The 14,932-nt window shown below is 42.9% G+C and carries 16 protein-coding genes and 1 pseudogene; 9 read left to right on the top strand and 8 right to left on the bottom strand.

Features of this window, described 5'->3' with window-relative positions:
- Position 1: 1 nt before the first annotated feature.
- The 3 genes from GKZ87_15145 to GKZ87_15135 are packed head-to-tail and all read right to left on the bottom strand — an operon-like array spanning position 2 to position 2,804.
- On the bottom strand, positions 2 to 1,474 hold the full coding sequence (locus GKZ87_15145) for an ATP-binding cassette domain-containing protein (GenBank protein QSI26722.1): 1,473 nt from the start codon (positions 1,472 to 1,474) through the stop codon (positions 2 to 4).
- Complete coding sequence (locus tag GKZ87_15140; GenBank protein QSI26721.1) at positions 1,471 to 2,196, bottom strand: energy-coupling factor transporter transmembrane protein EcfT; 726 nt, start codon at positions 2,194 to 2,196, stop codon at positions 1,471 to 1,473. Before GKZ87_15140 ends, GKZ87_15145 begins: the two co-directional genes overlap by 4 nt.
- Positions 2,193 to 2,804, bottom strand: a complete 612-nt coding sequence (locus tag GKZ87_15135) for an MptD family putative ECF transporter S component (GenBank protein ID QSI26720.1) — start codon at positions 2,802 to 2,804, stop codon at positions 2,193 to 2,195. The genes GKZ87_15140 and GKZ87_15135 overlap by 4 nt, the downstream gene beginning before the upstream one ends.
- A gap of 186 nt (positions 2,805 to 2,990) precedes the next feature.
- Between GKZ87_15135 and GKZ87_15130 the strand changes: the two genes are divergently transcribed.
- On the top strand, positions 2,991 to 3,959 hold the full coding sequence (locus GKZ87_15130; protein ID QSI26719.1) for a helix-turn-helix domain-containing protein: 969 nt from the start codon (positions 2,991 to 2,993) through the stop codon (positions 3,957 to 3,959).
- 276 nt (positions 3,960 to 4,235) lie between these two features.
- On the opposite strand, the gene GKZ87_15125 is transcribed toward GKZ87_15130, so the two are convergent.
- From GKZ87_15125 to GKZ87_15105, 5 genes are all read right to left on the bottom strand, one after another.
- Complete coding sequence (locus GKZ87_15125; protein ID QSI26718.1) at positions 4,236 to 4,946, bottom strand: hypothetical protein; 711 nt, start codon at positions 4,944 to 4,946, stop codon at positions 4,236 to 4,238.
- Positions 4,924 to 6,645, bottom strand: a complete 1,722-nt coding sequence (locus GKZ87_15120) for a conjugal transfer protein (protein QSI26717.1) — start codon at positions 6,643 to 6,645, stop codon at positions 4,924 to 4,926. The genes GKZ87_15125 and GKZ87_15120 overlap by 23 nt, the downstream gene beginning before the upstream one ends.
- Positions 6,646 to 6,677: 32 nt before the next feature.
- Positions 6,678 to 6,926 (bottom strand): hypothetical protein, encoded by a 249-nt coding sequence (locus tag GKZ87_15115; GenBank protein ID QSI26716.1) that lies wholly within the window; start codon positions 6,924 to 6,926, stop codon positions 6,678 to 6,680.
- Positions 6,926 to 7,240, bottom strand: a complete 315-nt coding sequence (locus GKZ87_15110) for a relaxasome subunit MobC (GenBank protein QSI26715.1) — start codon at positions 7,238 to 7,240, stop codon at positions 6,926 to 6,928. The genes GKZ87_15115 and GKZ87_15110 overlap by 1 nt, the downstream gene beginning before the upstream one ends.
- Before the next feature lie 144 nt (positions 7,241 to 7,384).
- Positions 7,385 to 7,615, bottom strand: coding sequence for an excisionase family DNA-binding protein (locus tag GKZ87_15105; GenBank protein QSI26714.1), 231 nt, complete (start codon positions 7,613 to 7,615; stop codon positions 7,385 to 7,387).
- A 174-nt stretch (positions 7,616 to 7,789) separates the two neighbouring features.
- Here GKZ87_15105 and GKZ87_15100 point away from each other — a divergent pair, with 174 nt between their 5' ends.
- The 8 genes and pseudogenes from GKZ87_15100 to rlmD all read left to right on the top strand — a co-directional run bounded on the left by GKZ87_15100 (position 7,790) and on the right by rlmD (position 14,880).
- Positions 7,790 to 8,419, top strand: coding sequence for a helix-turn-helix domain-containing protein (locus tag GKZ87_15100; protein QSI26713.1), 630 nt, complete (start codon positions 7,790 to 7,792; stop codon positions 8,417 to 8,419).
- A gap of 86 nt (positions 8,420 to 8,505) precedes the next feature.
- Positions 8,506 to 9,801 (top strand): tyrosine-type recombinase/integrase, encoded by a 1,296-nt coding sequence (locus GKZ87_15095; protein ID QSI26712.1) that lies wholly within the window; start codon positions 8,506 to 8,508, stop codon positions 9,799 to 9,801.
- Between the two features lie 125 nt (positions 9,802 to 9,926).
- Positions 9,927 to 10,280: pseudogene (locus tag GKZ87_15090) on the top strand (bacteriocin).
- A 192-nt stretch (positions 10,281 to 10,472) separates the two neighbouring features.
- The gene (locus GKZ87_15085; protein ID QSI26711.1) at positions 10,473 to 11,498 is read left to right on the top strand and encodes an alpha-hydroxy-acid oxidizing protein; all 1,026 of its coding nucleotides are present in this window, start codon (positions 10,473 to 10,475) and stop codon (positions 11,496 to 11,498) included.
- A 14-nt stretch (positions 11,499 to 11,512) separates the two neighbouring features.
- A complete protein-coding gene (locus GKZ87_15080; GenBank protein ID QSI26710.1) occupies positions 11,513 to 11,902 on the top strand; it encodes an Inorganic pyrophosphatase in 390 nt (129 codons plus the stop codon).
- 290 nt (positions 11,903 to 12,192) lie between these two features.
- Complete coding sequence (locus GKZ87_15075) at positions 12,193 to 12,678, top strand: DUF4358 domain-containing protein (protein QSI26709.1); 486 nt, start codon at positions 12,193 to 12,195, stop codon at positions 12,676 to 12,678.
- 53 nt (positions 12,679 to 12,731) lie between these two features.
- Positions 12,732 to 13,550 carry a hypothetical protein gene (locus tag GKZ87_15070; protein QSI26708.1) on the top strand — a complete coding sequence of 273 codons (819 nt, stop codon included), beginning with the start codon at positions 12,732 to 12,734 and terminating at the stop codon, positions 13,548 to 13,550.
- 19 nt (positions 13,551 to 13,569) lie between these two features.
- Positions 13,570 to 14,880 carry a 23S rRNA (uracil(1939)-C(5))-methyltransferase RlmD gene (gene rlmD / locus GKZ87_15065; GenBank protein ID QSI26707.1) on the top strand — a complete coding sequence of 437 codons (1,311 nt, stop codon included), beginning with the start codon at positions 13,570 to 13,572 and terminating at the stop codon, positions 14,878 to 14,880.
- Positions 14,881 to 14,932: the final 52 nt, after the last annotated feature.

The raw sequence follows: 14,932 nt of genomic DNA, 5'->3' as shown, positions 1-14,932 counted from the left end.
ACTACCTCTCCTTTCCATCTGAAACAGAGAACAGCTCTCTCAATTTCGGGAGGGCATCCATTGTAACTGGTACATCATCGGGCATTTCTCCCTCGTCAAAATGCAGGACACGTGAGCAGGTACGGCAGACAAATTCAAAATCGTGGGTGACAATGAAAATAACTTTTCCCATATTGGACAATCGGCGGATCAGTCCTGCCACCTGCGTCATACTGTCAAAGTCAAGGCCGCTGGTCGGTTCATCGAATACCAGCAGATCTTTCCCACAAATCATACTGACGGCTACCGCCACCCGTTGTTTTTGACCGCCGGAAAGTGTGTTTGGATGGCGTTCCCGGTATGGAGCAAGCCCCAGTTCCTCCAAAGTCACATTTACCAGCGTTTGATTTGGATTGCGGATGCCAAAGGAGCACTCTGCCTCCACGCTGTCAGCGAAAAGTTCATAATTCACATCCTGCATAACCATGTAAGAGCGTTTCAGCCTTTCCTTACGCTCAATCGGCTCGCTTTCCCACAAAAATTGTCCATCGCAGTCTTTGTGAAGCCCACAGAGAGCGCGGGAAAATGTAGTCTTTCCAGCTCCGTTGTGGCCGACCACACCAATCACTTCGCCCTTTCCGGCGGATAGCTCAATGTCATGCAAAATTGTTTGCTTCTTGTAGCGGAGCGTCACATTCCGCAGCTCCAATACAGGGGGAGGCGCAGGCAAGTGGGCTTTTGGCGGGAATACCGCCTGTAGATCAACAGCTCGCAGACCCATGTGTTCACGATCAGGTTCAGATAGCTGCCGAAATTCTTCCGGGGTGTATATTCCTTTGATTTCTCCTTTTTCCAGATAAACAATTCGGTCAGCCAACTCCATCAGGTAGTACAGACGATGTTCCGCTATCAAAACTGTTTTGCCCTGTTTTTTTATCAGCCGCAAATGTTCCTTTAGTTCCTGGATCGAAGTCATATCCAGATTAGAGGATGGTTCATCCAATAGATAAATCTGTGGGTTCATGGCATAAACAGAAGCAAAGGCGATTTTCTGCTTTTCTCCGCCGGACAACTCAAAAATATTTCTGTTTCGTAGCTTTTGAATATGCAAATCTTCAGTTGTCTGCTCTACTCGCTCAGCCAATTTTTTGGGAGGGCGAGCTTCATTTTCAATTCCAAAGGCAATCTCACTGTCTGTATCAACATTGAAAAACTGCGTCCGTGGATTTTGGAAAACGGAGCCAACCTTAGCGGCAATCTGGTACATGGGGATATTGCTGATTTCCTGACCATCTACCAGCACACGGCCATGAAGCTCCCCCTGATAAAACTGAGGAATTAAGCCGTTCACCAGCCGTGTGATCGTTGTCTTTCCGCACCCACTGCGGCCACAGAACAGGACACATTCTCCGTCCGAAATTTTCAAATTGATGTCATGCAGCCCGCCATGTTCCTGTCCTGTATAGGAAAACGATACATTTTCAAACTCAATCAACCGATCACACCTCCCCGCACACATAATTCAAAAATCAGATAAGCTACGGCAACGGTCATGACGCCCCAATCGGCAGCTCCGCATTTTATCTGGACAAGGCAGGTGCGTGGATTGGGATTTTCAATTCCACGGGTGACAGAAGCAACAGAAAGATCATCCGCTGCTTTTGAAGCTGCCATCAACAAAGGCACATAAATACACTCAACTGTCATGCCCGGATGTGCTAAAAAGCTCGCCAGAGAAGGTGAAACATCTCTCATCCGCATAGCGTCCTTGATATAGCGCCAGTCCTCTTGAATAGTTGGAATGTACCGTAGCATAACTGCCATAGGAATTACTAACTTTTTGGGTGCGTGGACACGGTTCATAGCAGACAGGAACTCATTGACTTTTGTAGTAGTCAGAACAATCCCAGCCAAGGTTCCGCACGCATAGACCTTATGAAACAAGCCTAAAAAGGCAATAAACATTGTCCGCAGCGTGCCTGTCATTTCTGCCATGATCCAAACTGTCAGGGCACAGATGACCGCATAAAAGCATACAGCCTTAATGACATATTTCCACTTTCCAAAGAAAGCCCCCAATATCGCAATCAGCATAACAAGGATAAATTGATATGCAAGTGAGGGCGCAAACATGGACGATAAAACACACATAAGAATAAGAAAGAGCTTGGCCCGTGGGTCGAGCCAAAGCTCTTTCTTGTGGCGTTTACCGCTCATGCTGTAATACCTGCTTTTTCAAACTGCTTTTTCAGCATTTTGCAGCCTACAAAAGCGCTGATTGCAGATGTAATAATAGCAGCGGCAAACATGGCAATCAGGATGCCGGTATTAGCGGTTGCCTGCATGGTGTCGATGTAGCTCTGTTCGGTTCCATTCCCCAACATGGTCTGCGCCCAACCATTGGGGTCAGCAAAGAAAACGATATACGATCCAGTACCGCCGAGGGAGAACAGGATGTAAGACAGACTGTTGAGTTTTTTGCTTTTGTACTGCCCTGCACCAGCAACAAAGTCCGCGACAATCGCCATGATCAGGTAGCCCAATGCAAAAGCCCAGTGCATACCGGTCACGAACCAAATAATACCCATGATAACGCCCATTATAGAAAGGCTCCAACGCTTATGTACTTTTGCAATCAGCAAAAGATAAATGGGGCCAGCAAGCAGCCCACCTCCTGCCGGCATGAAAAAAGTAAGTACAGGATTCGTTGCAAAAAAAACGCCGCCCACCAATACAAAAACAAATAACAGTGCAGTAAAAATACCTGTTGTTACAAGGTCTTTCACTGTCAGACCTTTGTTCATAGAATTTACTTGATTACTCATTTTGACCTCCTACCTTTCATTGTCTTGACTCGACAAGTGGTTTGTGATATTCTTCGGTTAGATACCTCTAATCTTCGCCTAATACAATACGCATTTATCGAACAACATTCAATAGGTTCCGGCAATGTTCGTCTGTTCCTTTCAAAAGTTCGTCTAATCGTTGCAAAAAGGAGGCGGTCTGTTTTCATGTCTGAAATTATTGACCAGTTTTATACACCGCTACTGATTGAACACGGTTTTATCCGTAACCCAGACAACCAGCAATATGGAGCATTAGGTGACTGCTGGAAACTTTCTCCCGAAGTTGGAGAAGGCACCTACTGGACTTATGGACAGAAAGACTTATATGATATTAAAATCCATAACTTTTCCTTCCACGAAGATTTCATGTTGGAATGCTCCATGCCGGAATGTCTGAGTATCACTCGGTATGACTCTATTTCCGGGGAGGAATTATCTCCATACCGTAGACTGTCTGCAGGTTGTATCAAAACATTTATTGGAGGCTACGCTCCATACAAGGCTTTGATACATAAAAATATTCCAATCCGTTCGGTTGGGATTGAGATTGCACCGGCATATTATGAGGACTACCTGAAAAAACTGTACCCGGAGGCACAGATCAATCCTGTGGATGCATTTCGGAAGATCGACCAAACATCCGACTTTCCAGAAATGTCACGGTTACTCACAGAAATCAAAGACTATCGCGGGGAAGGGATTGCAGCAAAACTTTTTTATGAGGGTAAAGTCGCAGAAGCTGTTTCAATGGTGGTGGAATATCAGAAGAAACATCCTGATAAACCAGCCCATAAGCTCTCTCAACAGGATATTGAAAATCTCCAAATAGTTGCCGCTTATCTTAGCGACCACTATGCTTTTGATATTCCCCTGGAGCGGCTAACACAGATTGCCTGCATGGGAACGACAAAGCTCAAAAGCTGTTTTAAGAAATACTACGACTGCACCATCACGGAATATGTTCAACAGCGGCGCATGAGCCAAGCAGAATATCTGCTGGCATATACAGAGCTGACAGTCGGACAAGTTGCCCAAACAGTAGGCTATTCCACTTCAAGCCGATTTGCAGAATTATTCCGAAAAAGCACGGGATTGTTGCCATTAGAGTACAGAAAAAACGCACAGCGAAAGTAAAATGAGCGCCAGAGGGAACTCTGGCGCTTGTAAAATTTTTCACCCACATTCTAGTCGGGCTTAGCCATGTGTGGAATATATACGAAATGCATCGTCAATATTTCACTGCAACTTGCGGTTGTTACCAAGATAGTGAGAGCTCATCTGAACACAAAGTTTCCATTGCCCTTTTTCGTACCTAAACGAAGTAAGATTTCATGTGCATGCTCATCACTGAATTTTTAGAATAATCTGTCCTAGCACTAAAGTAAATATGAATAGTTTTCTAATAATTTTTTAATAATATCCTCTGGCTTCTTGCCATCCTTTTACATACCACCTAATTCCAACATATACCAGTTGCACCAATAATAAGAGAAATAGCATATTGATCGGCAAGACTGTCTTTATCCAATCTCCAAAGTAGATTGCTATTTCCAGGCTTATAAGTGTTACCAGTATGGTAATCATATCCCAACAGTATTTCTTATATAGCCCTGCAATCTTTATCCCTATAAACGCTACAAGTATTCCCGCACCCACCAGACATCCATCGCAAATCAATATTCTTATCAGCCAGTTTATAATTCCGGCAACGACAGGATTGGATATTCCATTACTAATCTGTGCCACATTCTTTCCTATCAGTGCAATCCAGCCAGCAATAGTCTGTGTGAAAGTTCCGATTGCATCAAAGAATATTCTGCAATCAGAAATAAATACCTTTGACTGTATCATCTGAAAAAGAGTAGTTGATGCGGAATACCATATCAGCAGAAACATCAATGCTTCATACATAGCTGTTTTTGCTTTATATCTGCCTGCCATTTTTTCTCTCTGCGTATCATACCTTTCCTTCGCTTTCAGATAAGCTGTCTGGTTACAATTCCTGCACTTTTGATAGAGCACCGACTTTTCAACCGGTATCTCTACTTTTTTCTGATGGGAGAGTGCATAATCCCGTTCCTGTTCTGCCTGTCTTAGCTTATCGCGACATTCCTCTATCATGTCCTTTGCGGTGAGCGTTTTCTCTTTCTCGCTCTGCAATAATTCTTTTGTTTTCCTCAAGTCGTTCTTTAAGGCTTGAATGTTCCCTGCTCTGTTCTCGCTGTTTAACCTCTCGTTCAAGGTCAGCGATTCGTCGAGCTGCACTTTCAGTTTCCTGATAGTCCGGTCTTTCTGGTCGAGTTCTTCCTGCATCTGCTCTGTCAGCAGAAGCAACTCTTCCAGTTGATCGTCGCTCTTTGAGTTTCTTAATTCGTTCATCAATCAACCTTCCTTTCTCTAATTGCTGTTCAAGTTCAGTAATTCGCTGTTCTGTTTCTGCAATAGCCGGTTCTCGCTGTTTAATTTCTGTGCCAATTCCTGCCATTGCTGATTTTCGTCTGTGAGTTTCTGTATCTGGTCTGTCTTTTCTTCCAGAAGCATCAACAGTTCTTCTGTATCCGGTAAGATTTGTAGCAGCTCTGACAATTCTTTCTCTAATTGCTGCAATCGTTCTTCCTGCTCCTGAAAGCACATCAGCTTCTCGTCCTTTTCCTGTATCTCCTGAAGCATCTCTGCCATGATATTCTGCTGTTCCTCTATCTGTGTAATCATTGCTTCCATCATGGGAATTACTTCTTTGCTTTCTTCTAATGTCATTCAACCACTCCTTCCATATTGACAATGCACCGGATACCTTACCAAAGGTTGCGATTACCTTTTTCAGCAGTGCATTTTGTTTTTTAATCATCTGGTTTTCCTCGACCTTCCATGAACCTTTCCTTATCTGTCCGGTGAGATATTTTTTCTCAATCTTCCTTGCATCTGCACCCTCATGGATAGTAGGGACTTTTAATTTTCCCTGTCTTTCATAAGAGCGGTGGTCAATCTGATTGTCTATGGATAAATGTCGGTTACACATCTTTGCCCATTCGCTTCGCCATAACTCACAATTTTTTGGATTGTTCCAGCCGGTAGCATCGGTCAGAACTCGTTTCCATTGTTTTCTGTTTCTTGCCCCGACTTTCTGTACTCCGTTTTCATCAAGTACCGGAATACGGATTCCATGCCGGTCAGGATTTTTCTTATCCTGCCACCAGTCAGGGTGGGATTCATCAACCACGATATTTCCGTCAGTATCTCTGACAAAATCCCAGTCCTTGACTTCTTTGTTGCCCCATGAGTGGTCTGGATTGAATGGTCGCATGGTTACAAGTAAATGCACATGTGGGTTCCCATCGTTCTTATCGTGTATGCTCCAATCGGCACACATTCCCTTGTCCACGAAAGTTTTTTGAATATATTCGGTTGTATAATCAATCTGTTCCTGTCTGCTCCATTCTTTCGGTAAGGAAAATTCAAATGAGCGTCCAAGCTGTGCATCTGCATTTTTTTCTATCTTCAAGACCTCATTCCATAGCCACTGTTTCTGAAATGTGATTTTAAACTTTTCCAGTGCGGCTTCCTTATCGTCCGCTCTTTTATAACGAATAGACTGTTGAAACCTTTTTATATTTTCTTCCGGTACCTGCAGCCATTCAGGAGGTGCATTTTCGCACATCATCAGACTGGTGTAGACAACTTCCTTTTTGGAAGTATAGTAACTGATCCTGCCTGTTTCCTCATTCTTCATCACATCTCCATTAAGATATGCCGATGTGGATATGACAGATTTTCCTTTACTGCGTCCGACAATCTTTACTGTAAAGTGAAATATCGCCATGATACGATTCCCCCTTTCTGCCGTATCCGGCATTAATTTCCGACAGCACCTTCTTCTGGTTTGGCAGGAGTGAAGCTGTCGGAACGCCCTCTGCGTAAGAGTGCCCCCTGCGGCATGAGCAGGTCTGCATGAAATGCCCGCCGACGGAACGAGCCCGGCAAGCGTAAGCGCAGACCGGTTGCCACTTGTGGCAAACTTATAAGGACGACCTCTGGTTGTCCATAAGTGCGCCCTTCATTCAAAAGCAATGAAGGGAATGGAAAACCCACTCCCTCCGCCATCACACTTCCTCCATGTCTGTAAATGGTTCTTTTTGCATCGCCTTTGAGAAAAACTTTCCGTTTGTTTCCTGCCTTTTTAAGAAGCCTATCAGCTTTGGTAAATCTTCCTCTTCAATCGGACAGCCAAGAACCGATTCCACCGCACCGCCAATCTGACAGAGCCTGTGGGTTCGTTTTTTACTTTCTTCCGCTTTCTTTCGTTTTTCCAGTTCCTTTCGCTGTGCAATGAGCTTTTTGGTAGCTTCGATGCTTTCCTGTTCCTTTTTCTCTAATGCACGTATTCTTTCTTCATAAGTCTTTGTTGATTTCGCCATATCATCTTCATCCTTTCTTTTTCCGATAAACAACAGTTCCCGGTTGCATATCAGGAGAAGCACATGGTATAATCCTCTTGCGTGTAGGTATATCATGGCTTCGGTCTGATAGAACCTTTGGCGGTTTCGTAGGAAGCCGCCTTTTTAAGTTGCCACATTTCTTGTGACAGCTTTTACATTTCCTTTATCCCTCAGATCTCGCCCCTCGTTGGCTTCCATGAACTTTTCCAGAATGTCAGTTTTAATAAGAACTTTTCTTCCGACCTTTAATACCGGAAGTTTCTTCCATTCAACCAGCTTTCTCAAAGTGTTTCTGCCAATTCCTGTATAGTCGGCTGCTTCCTCGATGGATAATGCAATCTTTCTTTCCGTCATCTTGTCACCTCCTAGCAAATTGCATTATGCAACTTTTATCGTGCTGTTAGTATAACGGTTTTATATCGTGTTGTCAAGCATTATGAAATTTTAAAAATAATTATTATATTGCGTATTGCAATTATGTGAGGTACATGCTATAATTCATACATACCGAAAAAGGAGGCAATCAGCATGAAAGATAAAGAACTACGCAAGCTGATAGGCAGCAGGGCAAAACAGCGTCGTCTGGAATTAAATCTGACACAGCCTTATGTTGCAGAGAAGATGGGAGTTACAGCTTCCACAATCCTGCGTTATGAGAATGGTTCGATTGACAATACCAAAAAGATGGTGCTGGAAGGTCTTTCGGAAGCACTTCATGTATCTATTGAATGGCTCAAAGGGGAAACCGATGAATACGAAACCGATATTACGGATAAGAAAGAATTACAGATTCGTGATGCAATGGGTGATATTCTCAAACAGTTACCTCTCGACCTTAGTAAAAAGGAAGATGCTTTTTCCAAAGATTTACTGCTGTTAATGTTAAAGCAATATAACCTGTTTCTGGAATCATTCCAGTTTGCCTGCAAGAATTACAAGGGCAATACGAATGAAGCGGATATTGCAAAAGTAATGGGGTTTGAATCGAATGATGAATATAACGAGATTATGTTTCTCCGGGAGATCACCCATACCGTTAATGCCTTTAATGACATGGCAGATATTGTAAGGCTCTATTCCAAGAAACCGGAAATGGCAGAACAAAGGCTTGAAAATCTTTTATCAGAAGTTTTGTATGAAGATTCCGATTCGGTATAGAACGACAACCGGAGTTATGATATACTTACACGCAAGAAGCATTTCATCAGTTCCGATTGTCTGATATCGAAAGGAGACACACGATTATGGCAAAAGGATCTGTAAGAAAAAAAGGAAAGAAATGGTACTACCGCTTCTATGTAGAAGATGCAAGCGGCAATCTAGTTCAGAAAGAATACGCTGGAACAGAAAGCAAAAGTGAAACGGAAAAACTGCTCCGTCAGGCAATGGACGATTACGAAAGCAAAAAATTCATTGCAAAGTCGGAAAATATTACAGTTGGAGAATTACTTGATATATGGGCAGAGGAAGAATTAAAGACCGGTACTCTCAGTAATGGGACAGTCCAGAATTACCTCGGTGCAATTACCAACATCAAGAAGCATCCAATTTCAGAGAGAAAGTTGAAAAATGTAACATCTGAGCATTTACAAGCCTTCTTCGATCTGCTTTCCTTTGGTGGCACTTATCCAGATGGTTCAGAAAGAAAAGGTTACAGCAAAGATTACATTCGTTCTTTCTCGGCAGTATTACAGCAGTCATTCCGGTTTGCAGTATCACCAAAGCAATATATCACTTTCAATCCGATGCAGTATATTAAGCTGAAATACCAGACGGATGAGGTTGACCTGTTTTCTGATGATGACATGGATGGCGATATACAGCCAATTCCACGAGAGGATTATGAAAGACTGATTGAATTTCTACAGGATTACAATCCACCGGCAATACTTCCAATCCAGATAGCTTATTATGCAGGACTTCGTATCGGTGAAGCCTGTGGTCTGGCATGGCAGGATGTGAATCTTGAAGAACAGTGCCTTACAATCAGACGCAGTATCCGATATGATGGTTCAAGGCACAAGAATATCATCGGACCAACCAAACGAAAAAAGGTAAGGATTGTTGATTTTGGAGATACACTGGCAGAGATTCTTCGCAATGCCCGAAAGGAACAACTTAAAAACCGAATGCAGTACGGAGAACTTTACCACAAAAACTACTACAGAGAAGTAAAAGACAAAAACAGAGTTTACTATGAGTTCTATCATCTGGACGGAACAGAGAATGTTCCAGAAGATTATAAGGAAATATCCTTTGTCTGCTTAAGACTGGACGGAAGTCTGGAACTGCCAAGTACATTAGGAATTGTTTGCAGGAAGATTGCACAGAAACTGGATGGATTTGAAGGATTTCACTTTCACCAGTTGCGCCACACCTACACAAGTAACCTTCTAGCAAACGGAGCAGCACCAAAGGATGTGCAGGAACTGTTAGGGCACTCAGATGTCAGTACCACAATGAATGTCTATGCTCACTCCACAAGAAAAGCCAAGCGGGAATCAGCAAGGCTGCTTGATAAAGTGGCAGGCAATGACTAAAAAAAGAAATTCCCTTATTTCCCTTACAATTATCTCATAAGGGCAAAAATAAGGGAAAATACATATCATTTCACTAATGAACAGGCTGGAATGCCTGTAAAATTGGGAAAGTTAGCCAGATATTTCGGCAAATATGAATTGAGGATGCTTTTTCCAAGATGGATAAAAAGGAAACCTTTCTGCTTTTGATTACAAGAGATAAATGCTATTACTGTCAGCTGATGCATAAGATGCTGGATGATACGATAGAGGATCATCCGACGGTGATTTATAATGTGAAGATGGATGATTCTACGACAGAAAAGCTGTATGCTGATCATGATCTGTTGAAAACGAGGCTGAAAAAGCCGGGAACCACCCCGCATGTATATTATATTAAGGATGGCAAGGTTGAAGCGGATATGACAGGCTTTGATGAGGAGCATCCGTTGGAATTCTGGGACTGGGTAAAGGAACAGAAGATTGAAAATCTGAAATAAAGGACAGAGAATGGACAGGCTTCATTCTCTTATTTTATGAAGCTGCCCGCCTTTTTATGACAGTGGAATGATATAAAATGAAAAAAGCTATGAAAATCTTTTAAAAGGATTGATAATTTTTTTCATAACCGCTATAATAGTAAAGTGAGTTAGAAAAATTTTCATGGAAGTTGAAGAAAGTGATGTGTTACTATGAAAACGTGGCAGGAGGTTTATGCGAACGCAAAAACTCTGTGCGCAAAATGCAGATGCTGTCCGGTGTGCAATGGATTGGCATGTCGCGGCGAAACACCCGGCCCTGGCGGCAAGGGGAGTGGAAGTGCATTTGTTAGAAATGCTGAAATGCTGAAAAAGGTATTTATAACGATGGATACCATCAGTGACAATACGGAAATCGATACGACTTCCGAATTTTTTGGCCATACGGTATCGTTGCCGGTGTATGCAGCACCAATCAGCGGTATTTTACAAAACTATGGCGCAGAGCTGGATGATATGAGCTATACTAGAGCCCTTGTGGATGGTTCTTTACGAGCAGGGACGCTGGCATTTACCGGAGACGGGATGCATGATGAAATGTTTCAGGGGCCGATGTCTGTCGTTAAGGAGCATGACGGATATGGCGTACCGACCATCAAGCCTTGGAGCAAAGAGCATATGGCATGGCGGATACAGCTGGCGAAGGAAGCCCATGCACTGGCGATTGCCAGCGATATTGATGCCAGCGGTTTAACAAATTTAAGAACAAGCATTACACCAGTCGGTTTCAAGAATGTGGAGGAACTGAAGGAAATCACAAAAATATGCGGAGATGTTCCTTTTATTCTAAAGGGGATTCTCAGTGTGAAGGGTGCCCGTAAGGCATTGGAAGCAGGAGCATCCGGAGTTATCGTCAGTAACCACGGAGGTCGTGTTCTGGATGATTGTCTGTCCGGTATCGAGGTACTGGAGGATATCGTCAAGGTGGCAGACGGCCGTATGAAGGTATTTGTGGATGGTGCATTCCGTACAGGAAACGATGTATTCAAGGCGCTTGCACTCGGGGCAGACGGTGTACTGATCGGACGTCCGGTTTCTCAGGCGGTGATTGGAGACGGAAGTGACGGTCTTGTAACCTATTTTGAAAAGATCAGACTGGAGTTAAAAGAAGCTATGGCGATGGCTGGTTGTAAAACGATTCAGGATATAACCAGAGACTGCGTCAGCGTAAAATTCTAAAGGAGGAGATCATAATGAATTCTTTTGAGAACAATGCATTTTTCTGGCAGAAGCTGGATACTTTGTTTTTATCGAGCAAGCTCGTAATTGACAGACCTAGAAATACCTGTCATTACAAATACAGCAATCTGGTATATCCGGTGGATTACGGATATCTGAATGACACGACCGGCTCCGATCAGGCACCGATTGATGTCTTTAAGGGTAGTGAAAAAAGTAATCTGGTACAATCCGTTGTGATCAGTGCGGATATCCTGAAAAAGGACTGTGAGGTTAAATTACTGGTTGGCTGTACAGAGGAAGATGAAAATGATATTTTGGAATTTCTGAATCAGACGGAATTTCAAAAGGCGGTTTTGATTCGCAGAGGAAATGAAGTACCAGAATGGGCACAGAACGATTAAGCTGAAGCAATTCAGCTTTTTTTGAACAAAAATTACCTATTCTGAATTGTTCTTGCCTGCATTCTGAACGGTTGATACTTATATACGGAGTCATTCCTACGTTAAGGTATTCCTTGTCTGCATACAAAAATACATAACTGCGTTTCTGAATAAGCCCCCTCATTACGAGATGTCCTTGCGGTTGATTATATTATCCACTGCGTGTATTACACTGATTTGTTTGTGATTTTATCAAGGAAAGGAATGAATGTGCCTCTTTTTCCATAAAGTAGAAAAGGAGGTCTTTTATAATGAAAAAACTGATAATGATAGGGCTGCTTCTATGCCTTATGAGTGGCTGCGGAAAGGATTACGGTACCTTTGAACAGGGGGATAAGGAGCTTTCCAGGGTGTTTTCAGATATTAACGAACAGATTGATAAAGGGAGCTTTTCCATTCCTTTGCTGAATGATCGTGCGTTGAGTGACCGGGAGGTGGAGACTCTATATCATTTGGATATGACAAAGATAGCGGATTGTATGGTAAAAACAGCTGCGGTACAGGCACAGCTTGGCGAAATTGCGATTTTCAAGGTGGAGAAAAAGAATGAGAGCTATGTCAAAAAGGCAATTGAAAGCCGTAAGGAAGCATTAAAAAAGCAGTGGGGTTCCTATGTGGAGGAGGCTGACAGTCTGCTATATCAGGCAAAAGAAGGCAGAATTGGACAGTATTATTACTTTGTTCTTGGTTCAGACAGTGAAAAGGTGGTAAACTATATGCAGAAGATAGATGCATAATACAGGCATTTATGGTATAGTAGAGCAGTTAACGAAGCAAGGCAGGTGAAGGTATGAAGTGGTTGATGGATCTGTACCGAGAATTTACATCATTTGAAGGAAGCTTGTTTAAATACTCCCTTTCTTTTTCTTTGCTGCTGGCACTTGCCCCCAGCCTGCTGCTGATAGCGATGCTGTTTCGGTTTGCTTATCTGCCAATGGATATCATTATGAAGTTTCTGATTAGCTTCATGCCGGATATGAGCATGGATGGTCTGGATCAGGTGTTTCAGTTTTTTGCCAATCAGAATTATAACATCACCTCCTTTATTGTGACGATGTGTGTATCCTTTTATCTGGCAAGCAGAAGCATCTTTTCCTTTCTCCTGATCAGTGCGTCTCATGAAAGCGTTGAGGTACCGAAATGGTCGATACGCATTAAGTCGGTTGTTTTGTTTGTATCGCTTGTTTTACTGCTGGTGCTGTCCATATTCATCGCAACCAGACTGAATGAATTCCTGCCGATTGTTTCTGCGGTAATTATGCTGCTGTTGTTTACGATGATGTACCGGGCGTTGAGCTTTCGTAAGCGCAACTGGTCATTTGGAATCATCGGGGCGATGTTTTCCACCATCTGCATACTGGGATTGGCTGCCTTATTTGTAACTATCGTCAGTCACTTTACATCCTATAAGGATGTTTACGGCCCTCTTGCATCTCTGGTCACTCTGCTGTTGGCCATCTATCTAATCTCCTGCATCATTTATCTAGGATTCTGTTTGAATCTGATCTGTGAGGAGGATTATGGCAGGGAGGAAGCATTACCGTTAAAAAATGAACGGTTTTTTCTATTATGCAGTGAGCTGACGAAGCGGATACGCAAGCGTTTTTAAAAGAAAGAGGAAGAATTATATGAAAGTAACGATTAAGAAAACAGGAATCAACGGGGAAGGAATCGGGTATATTGACCGTATGCCGGTATTTGTACCGCAGGCACTGATTGGTGAGGAAGTGGAAATCCGTATTGTCGATAAGCAAAAGCGTTATGCGACTGCTGAGCTATTGCGTGTGGTGAAAAGCAGTAAGAACCGCATCCGTCCAAAGTGCTTTATTCAAAATACCTGCGGAGCCTGTCCGCTGATGATTGCCCGTTATCCGGCACAGCTGGAATACAAGCAGGATCTGTTGAAGCAATCTCTGATTAAATATGCGCAAATCGATCCAAGAAAGGTCGCAAAGGTGAAAGCAAGCGAGCAAGTCTTCGGATATCGCAATCAGTTCAAGCTGCCTTGTGCTATGGAGGAAGGACGGCTGGTTAGTGGTTTGTTCATGCCGAATTCCAATTATTTTATTGATGTTAAGAGATGCTGGATACATGAGGATGGCTTGGAGCGTATCCGTATGGATATCATGCGTGTTTTGAATGCACATGGCTGTGAATCTTATCAGCCGCATGATAAAAAAGGTATCCGCAATCTGGTAGTCCGTGGATTTGAAGGACGGTATCAGTGTACGATCGTGACCGGGAATGATGAGCTGAATGAGTCCCTGATAGCAGATTTGATGCGGATAAAAGGGGTTTGCAGTCTGTGGCAGAGTATACATACAGTTAAAAAGACTCCGGAGGTTTTCGGGAATAAAATGATCCATCTGGCTGGAGATACCAGTCTGGCTCTGACATTTGACGGGTTACAGCTTCAGATTTCACCGCGATCATTTTTTCAGCTTAACAGTGCGCAGGCGGTACAGCTGTATCGTACGATTGCGTCCATGGTGAAGGAAGGCAATGAGCTGATTGTGGAGGCTTATAGCGGAATCGGGGCGATTTCTTTATATCTGAAGGATAAGGCGAAGGAGATTATCGGAATTGAGAGTATTAAGGACGCAGTTGTGAATGCGAACCAGAATGCAAAGCTGAACGGCTGTGGGCATGTTTCCTTTCTGTGTGATGATGCGGCAAGTAAGCTGACATATTTGTCAAAAAAGCGTGCGATTGATGTCCTGGTTGTGGATCCGCCAAGGAGTGGACTGGACGATGCTATGCTGGATTGTATTTTGAGAAGCAAAATCAAAAATATCGTGTATGTGTCATGTAATCCGGCAACGCTTGGAAAAAATCTGGCTGTTTTAGGTTCACGATACAATGTGGAGAAAATTCAGCCGATTGATATGTTTCCACATACTCCACATGTGGAGTCAATAGTATTGCTATGTAGAAAATAATTTTAAAAAGCCTTATAAATAAAGGCTTTTTTGATTTTTATGCTTATTTTAA

Source organism: Erysipelotrichaceae bacterium 66202529, assembly GCA_017161075.1.
In the GTDB taxonomy this organism is placed as follows: domain Bacteria; phylum Bacillota_I; class Bacilli_A; order Erysipelotrichales; family Erysipelotrichaceae; genus Clostridium_AQ.
Note: the sequence above shows the minus strand (reverse complement) of the source record. Positions and strands in the feature narration are given on the sequence as shown.

Bases quoted from the DNA above. Each gene is read 5' to 3' on its own strand.
- GKZ87_15140 (QSI26721.1), bottom strand. From the start codon at position 2,196: ATGAGCGGTAAACGCCACAAGAAAGAGCTTTGGCTCGACCCACGGGCC.
- GKZ87_15135 (QSI26720.1), bottom strand. From the start codon at position 2,804: ATGAGTAATCAAGTAAATTCTATGAACAAAGGTCTGACAGTGAAAGAC.
- GKZ87_15130 (QSI26719.1), top strand. From the start codon at position 2,991: ATGTCTGAAATTATTGACCAGTTTTATACACCGCTACTGATTGAACAC.
- GKZ87_15125 (QSI26718.1), bottom strand. From the start codon at position 4,946: ATGATAGAGGAATGTCGCGATAAGCTAAGACAGGCAGAACAGGAACGG.
- GKZ87_15120 (QSI26717.1), bottom strand. From the start codon at position 6,645: ATGGCGATATTTCACTTTACAGTAAAGATTGTCGGACGCAGTAAAGGA.
- GKZ87_15115 (QSI26716.1), bottom strand. From the start codon at position 6,926: ATGGCGGAGGGAGTGGGTTTTCCATTCCCTTCATTGCTTTTGAATGAA.
- GKZ87_15110 (QSI26715.1), bottom strand. From the start codon at position 7,240: ATGGCGAAATCAACAAAGACTTATGAAGAAAGAATACGTGCATTAGAG.
- GKZ87_15105 (QSI26714.1), bottom strand. From the start codon at position 7,615: ATGACGGAAAGAAAGATTGCATTATCCATCGAGGAAGCAGCCGACTAT.
- GKZ87_15100 (QSI26713.1), top strand. From the start codon at position 7,790: ATGAAAGATAAAGAACTACGCAAGCTGATAGGCAGCAGGGCAAAACAG.
- GKZ87_15095 (QSI26712.1), top strand. From the start codon at position 8,506: ATGGCAAAAGGATCTGTAAGAAAAAAAGGAAAGAAATGGTACTACCGC.
- GKZ87_15085 (QSI26711.1), top strand. From the start codon at position 10,473: ATGAAAACGTGGCAGGAGGTTTATGCGAACGCAAAAACTCTGTGCGCA.
- GKZ87_15080 (QSI26710.1), top strand. From the start codon at position 11,513: ATGAATTCTTTTGAGAACAATGCATTTTTCTGGCAGAAGCTGGATACT.
- GKZ87_15075 (QSI26709.1), top strand. From the start codon at position 12,193: ATGAAAAAACTGATAATGATAGGGCTGCTTCTATGCCTTATGAGTGGC.
- GKZ87_15070 (QSI26708.1), top strand. From the start codon at position 12,732: ATGAAGTGGTTGATGGATCTGTACCGAGAATTTACATCATTTGAAGGA.
- rlmD (QSI26707.1), top strand. From the start codon at position 13,570: ATGAAAGTAACGATTAAGAAAACAGGAATCAACGGGGAAGGAATCGGG.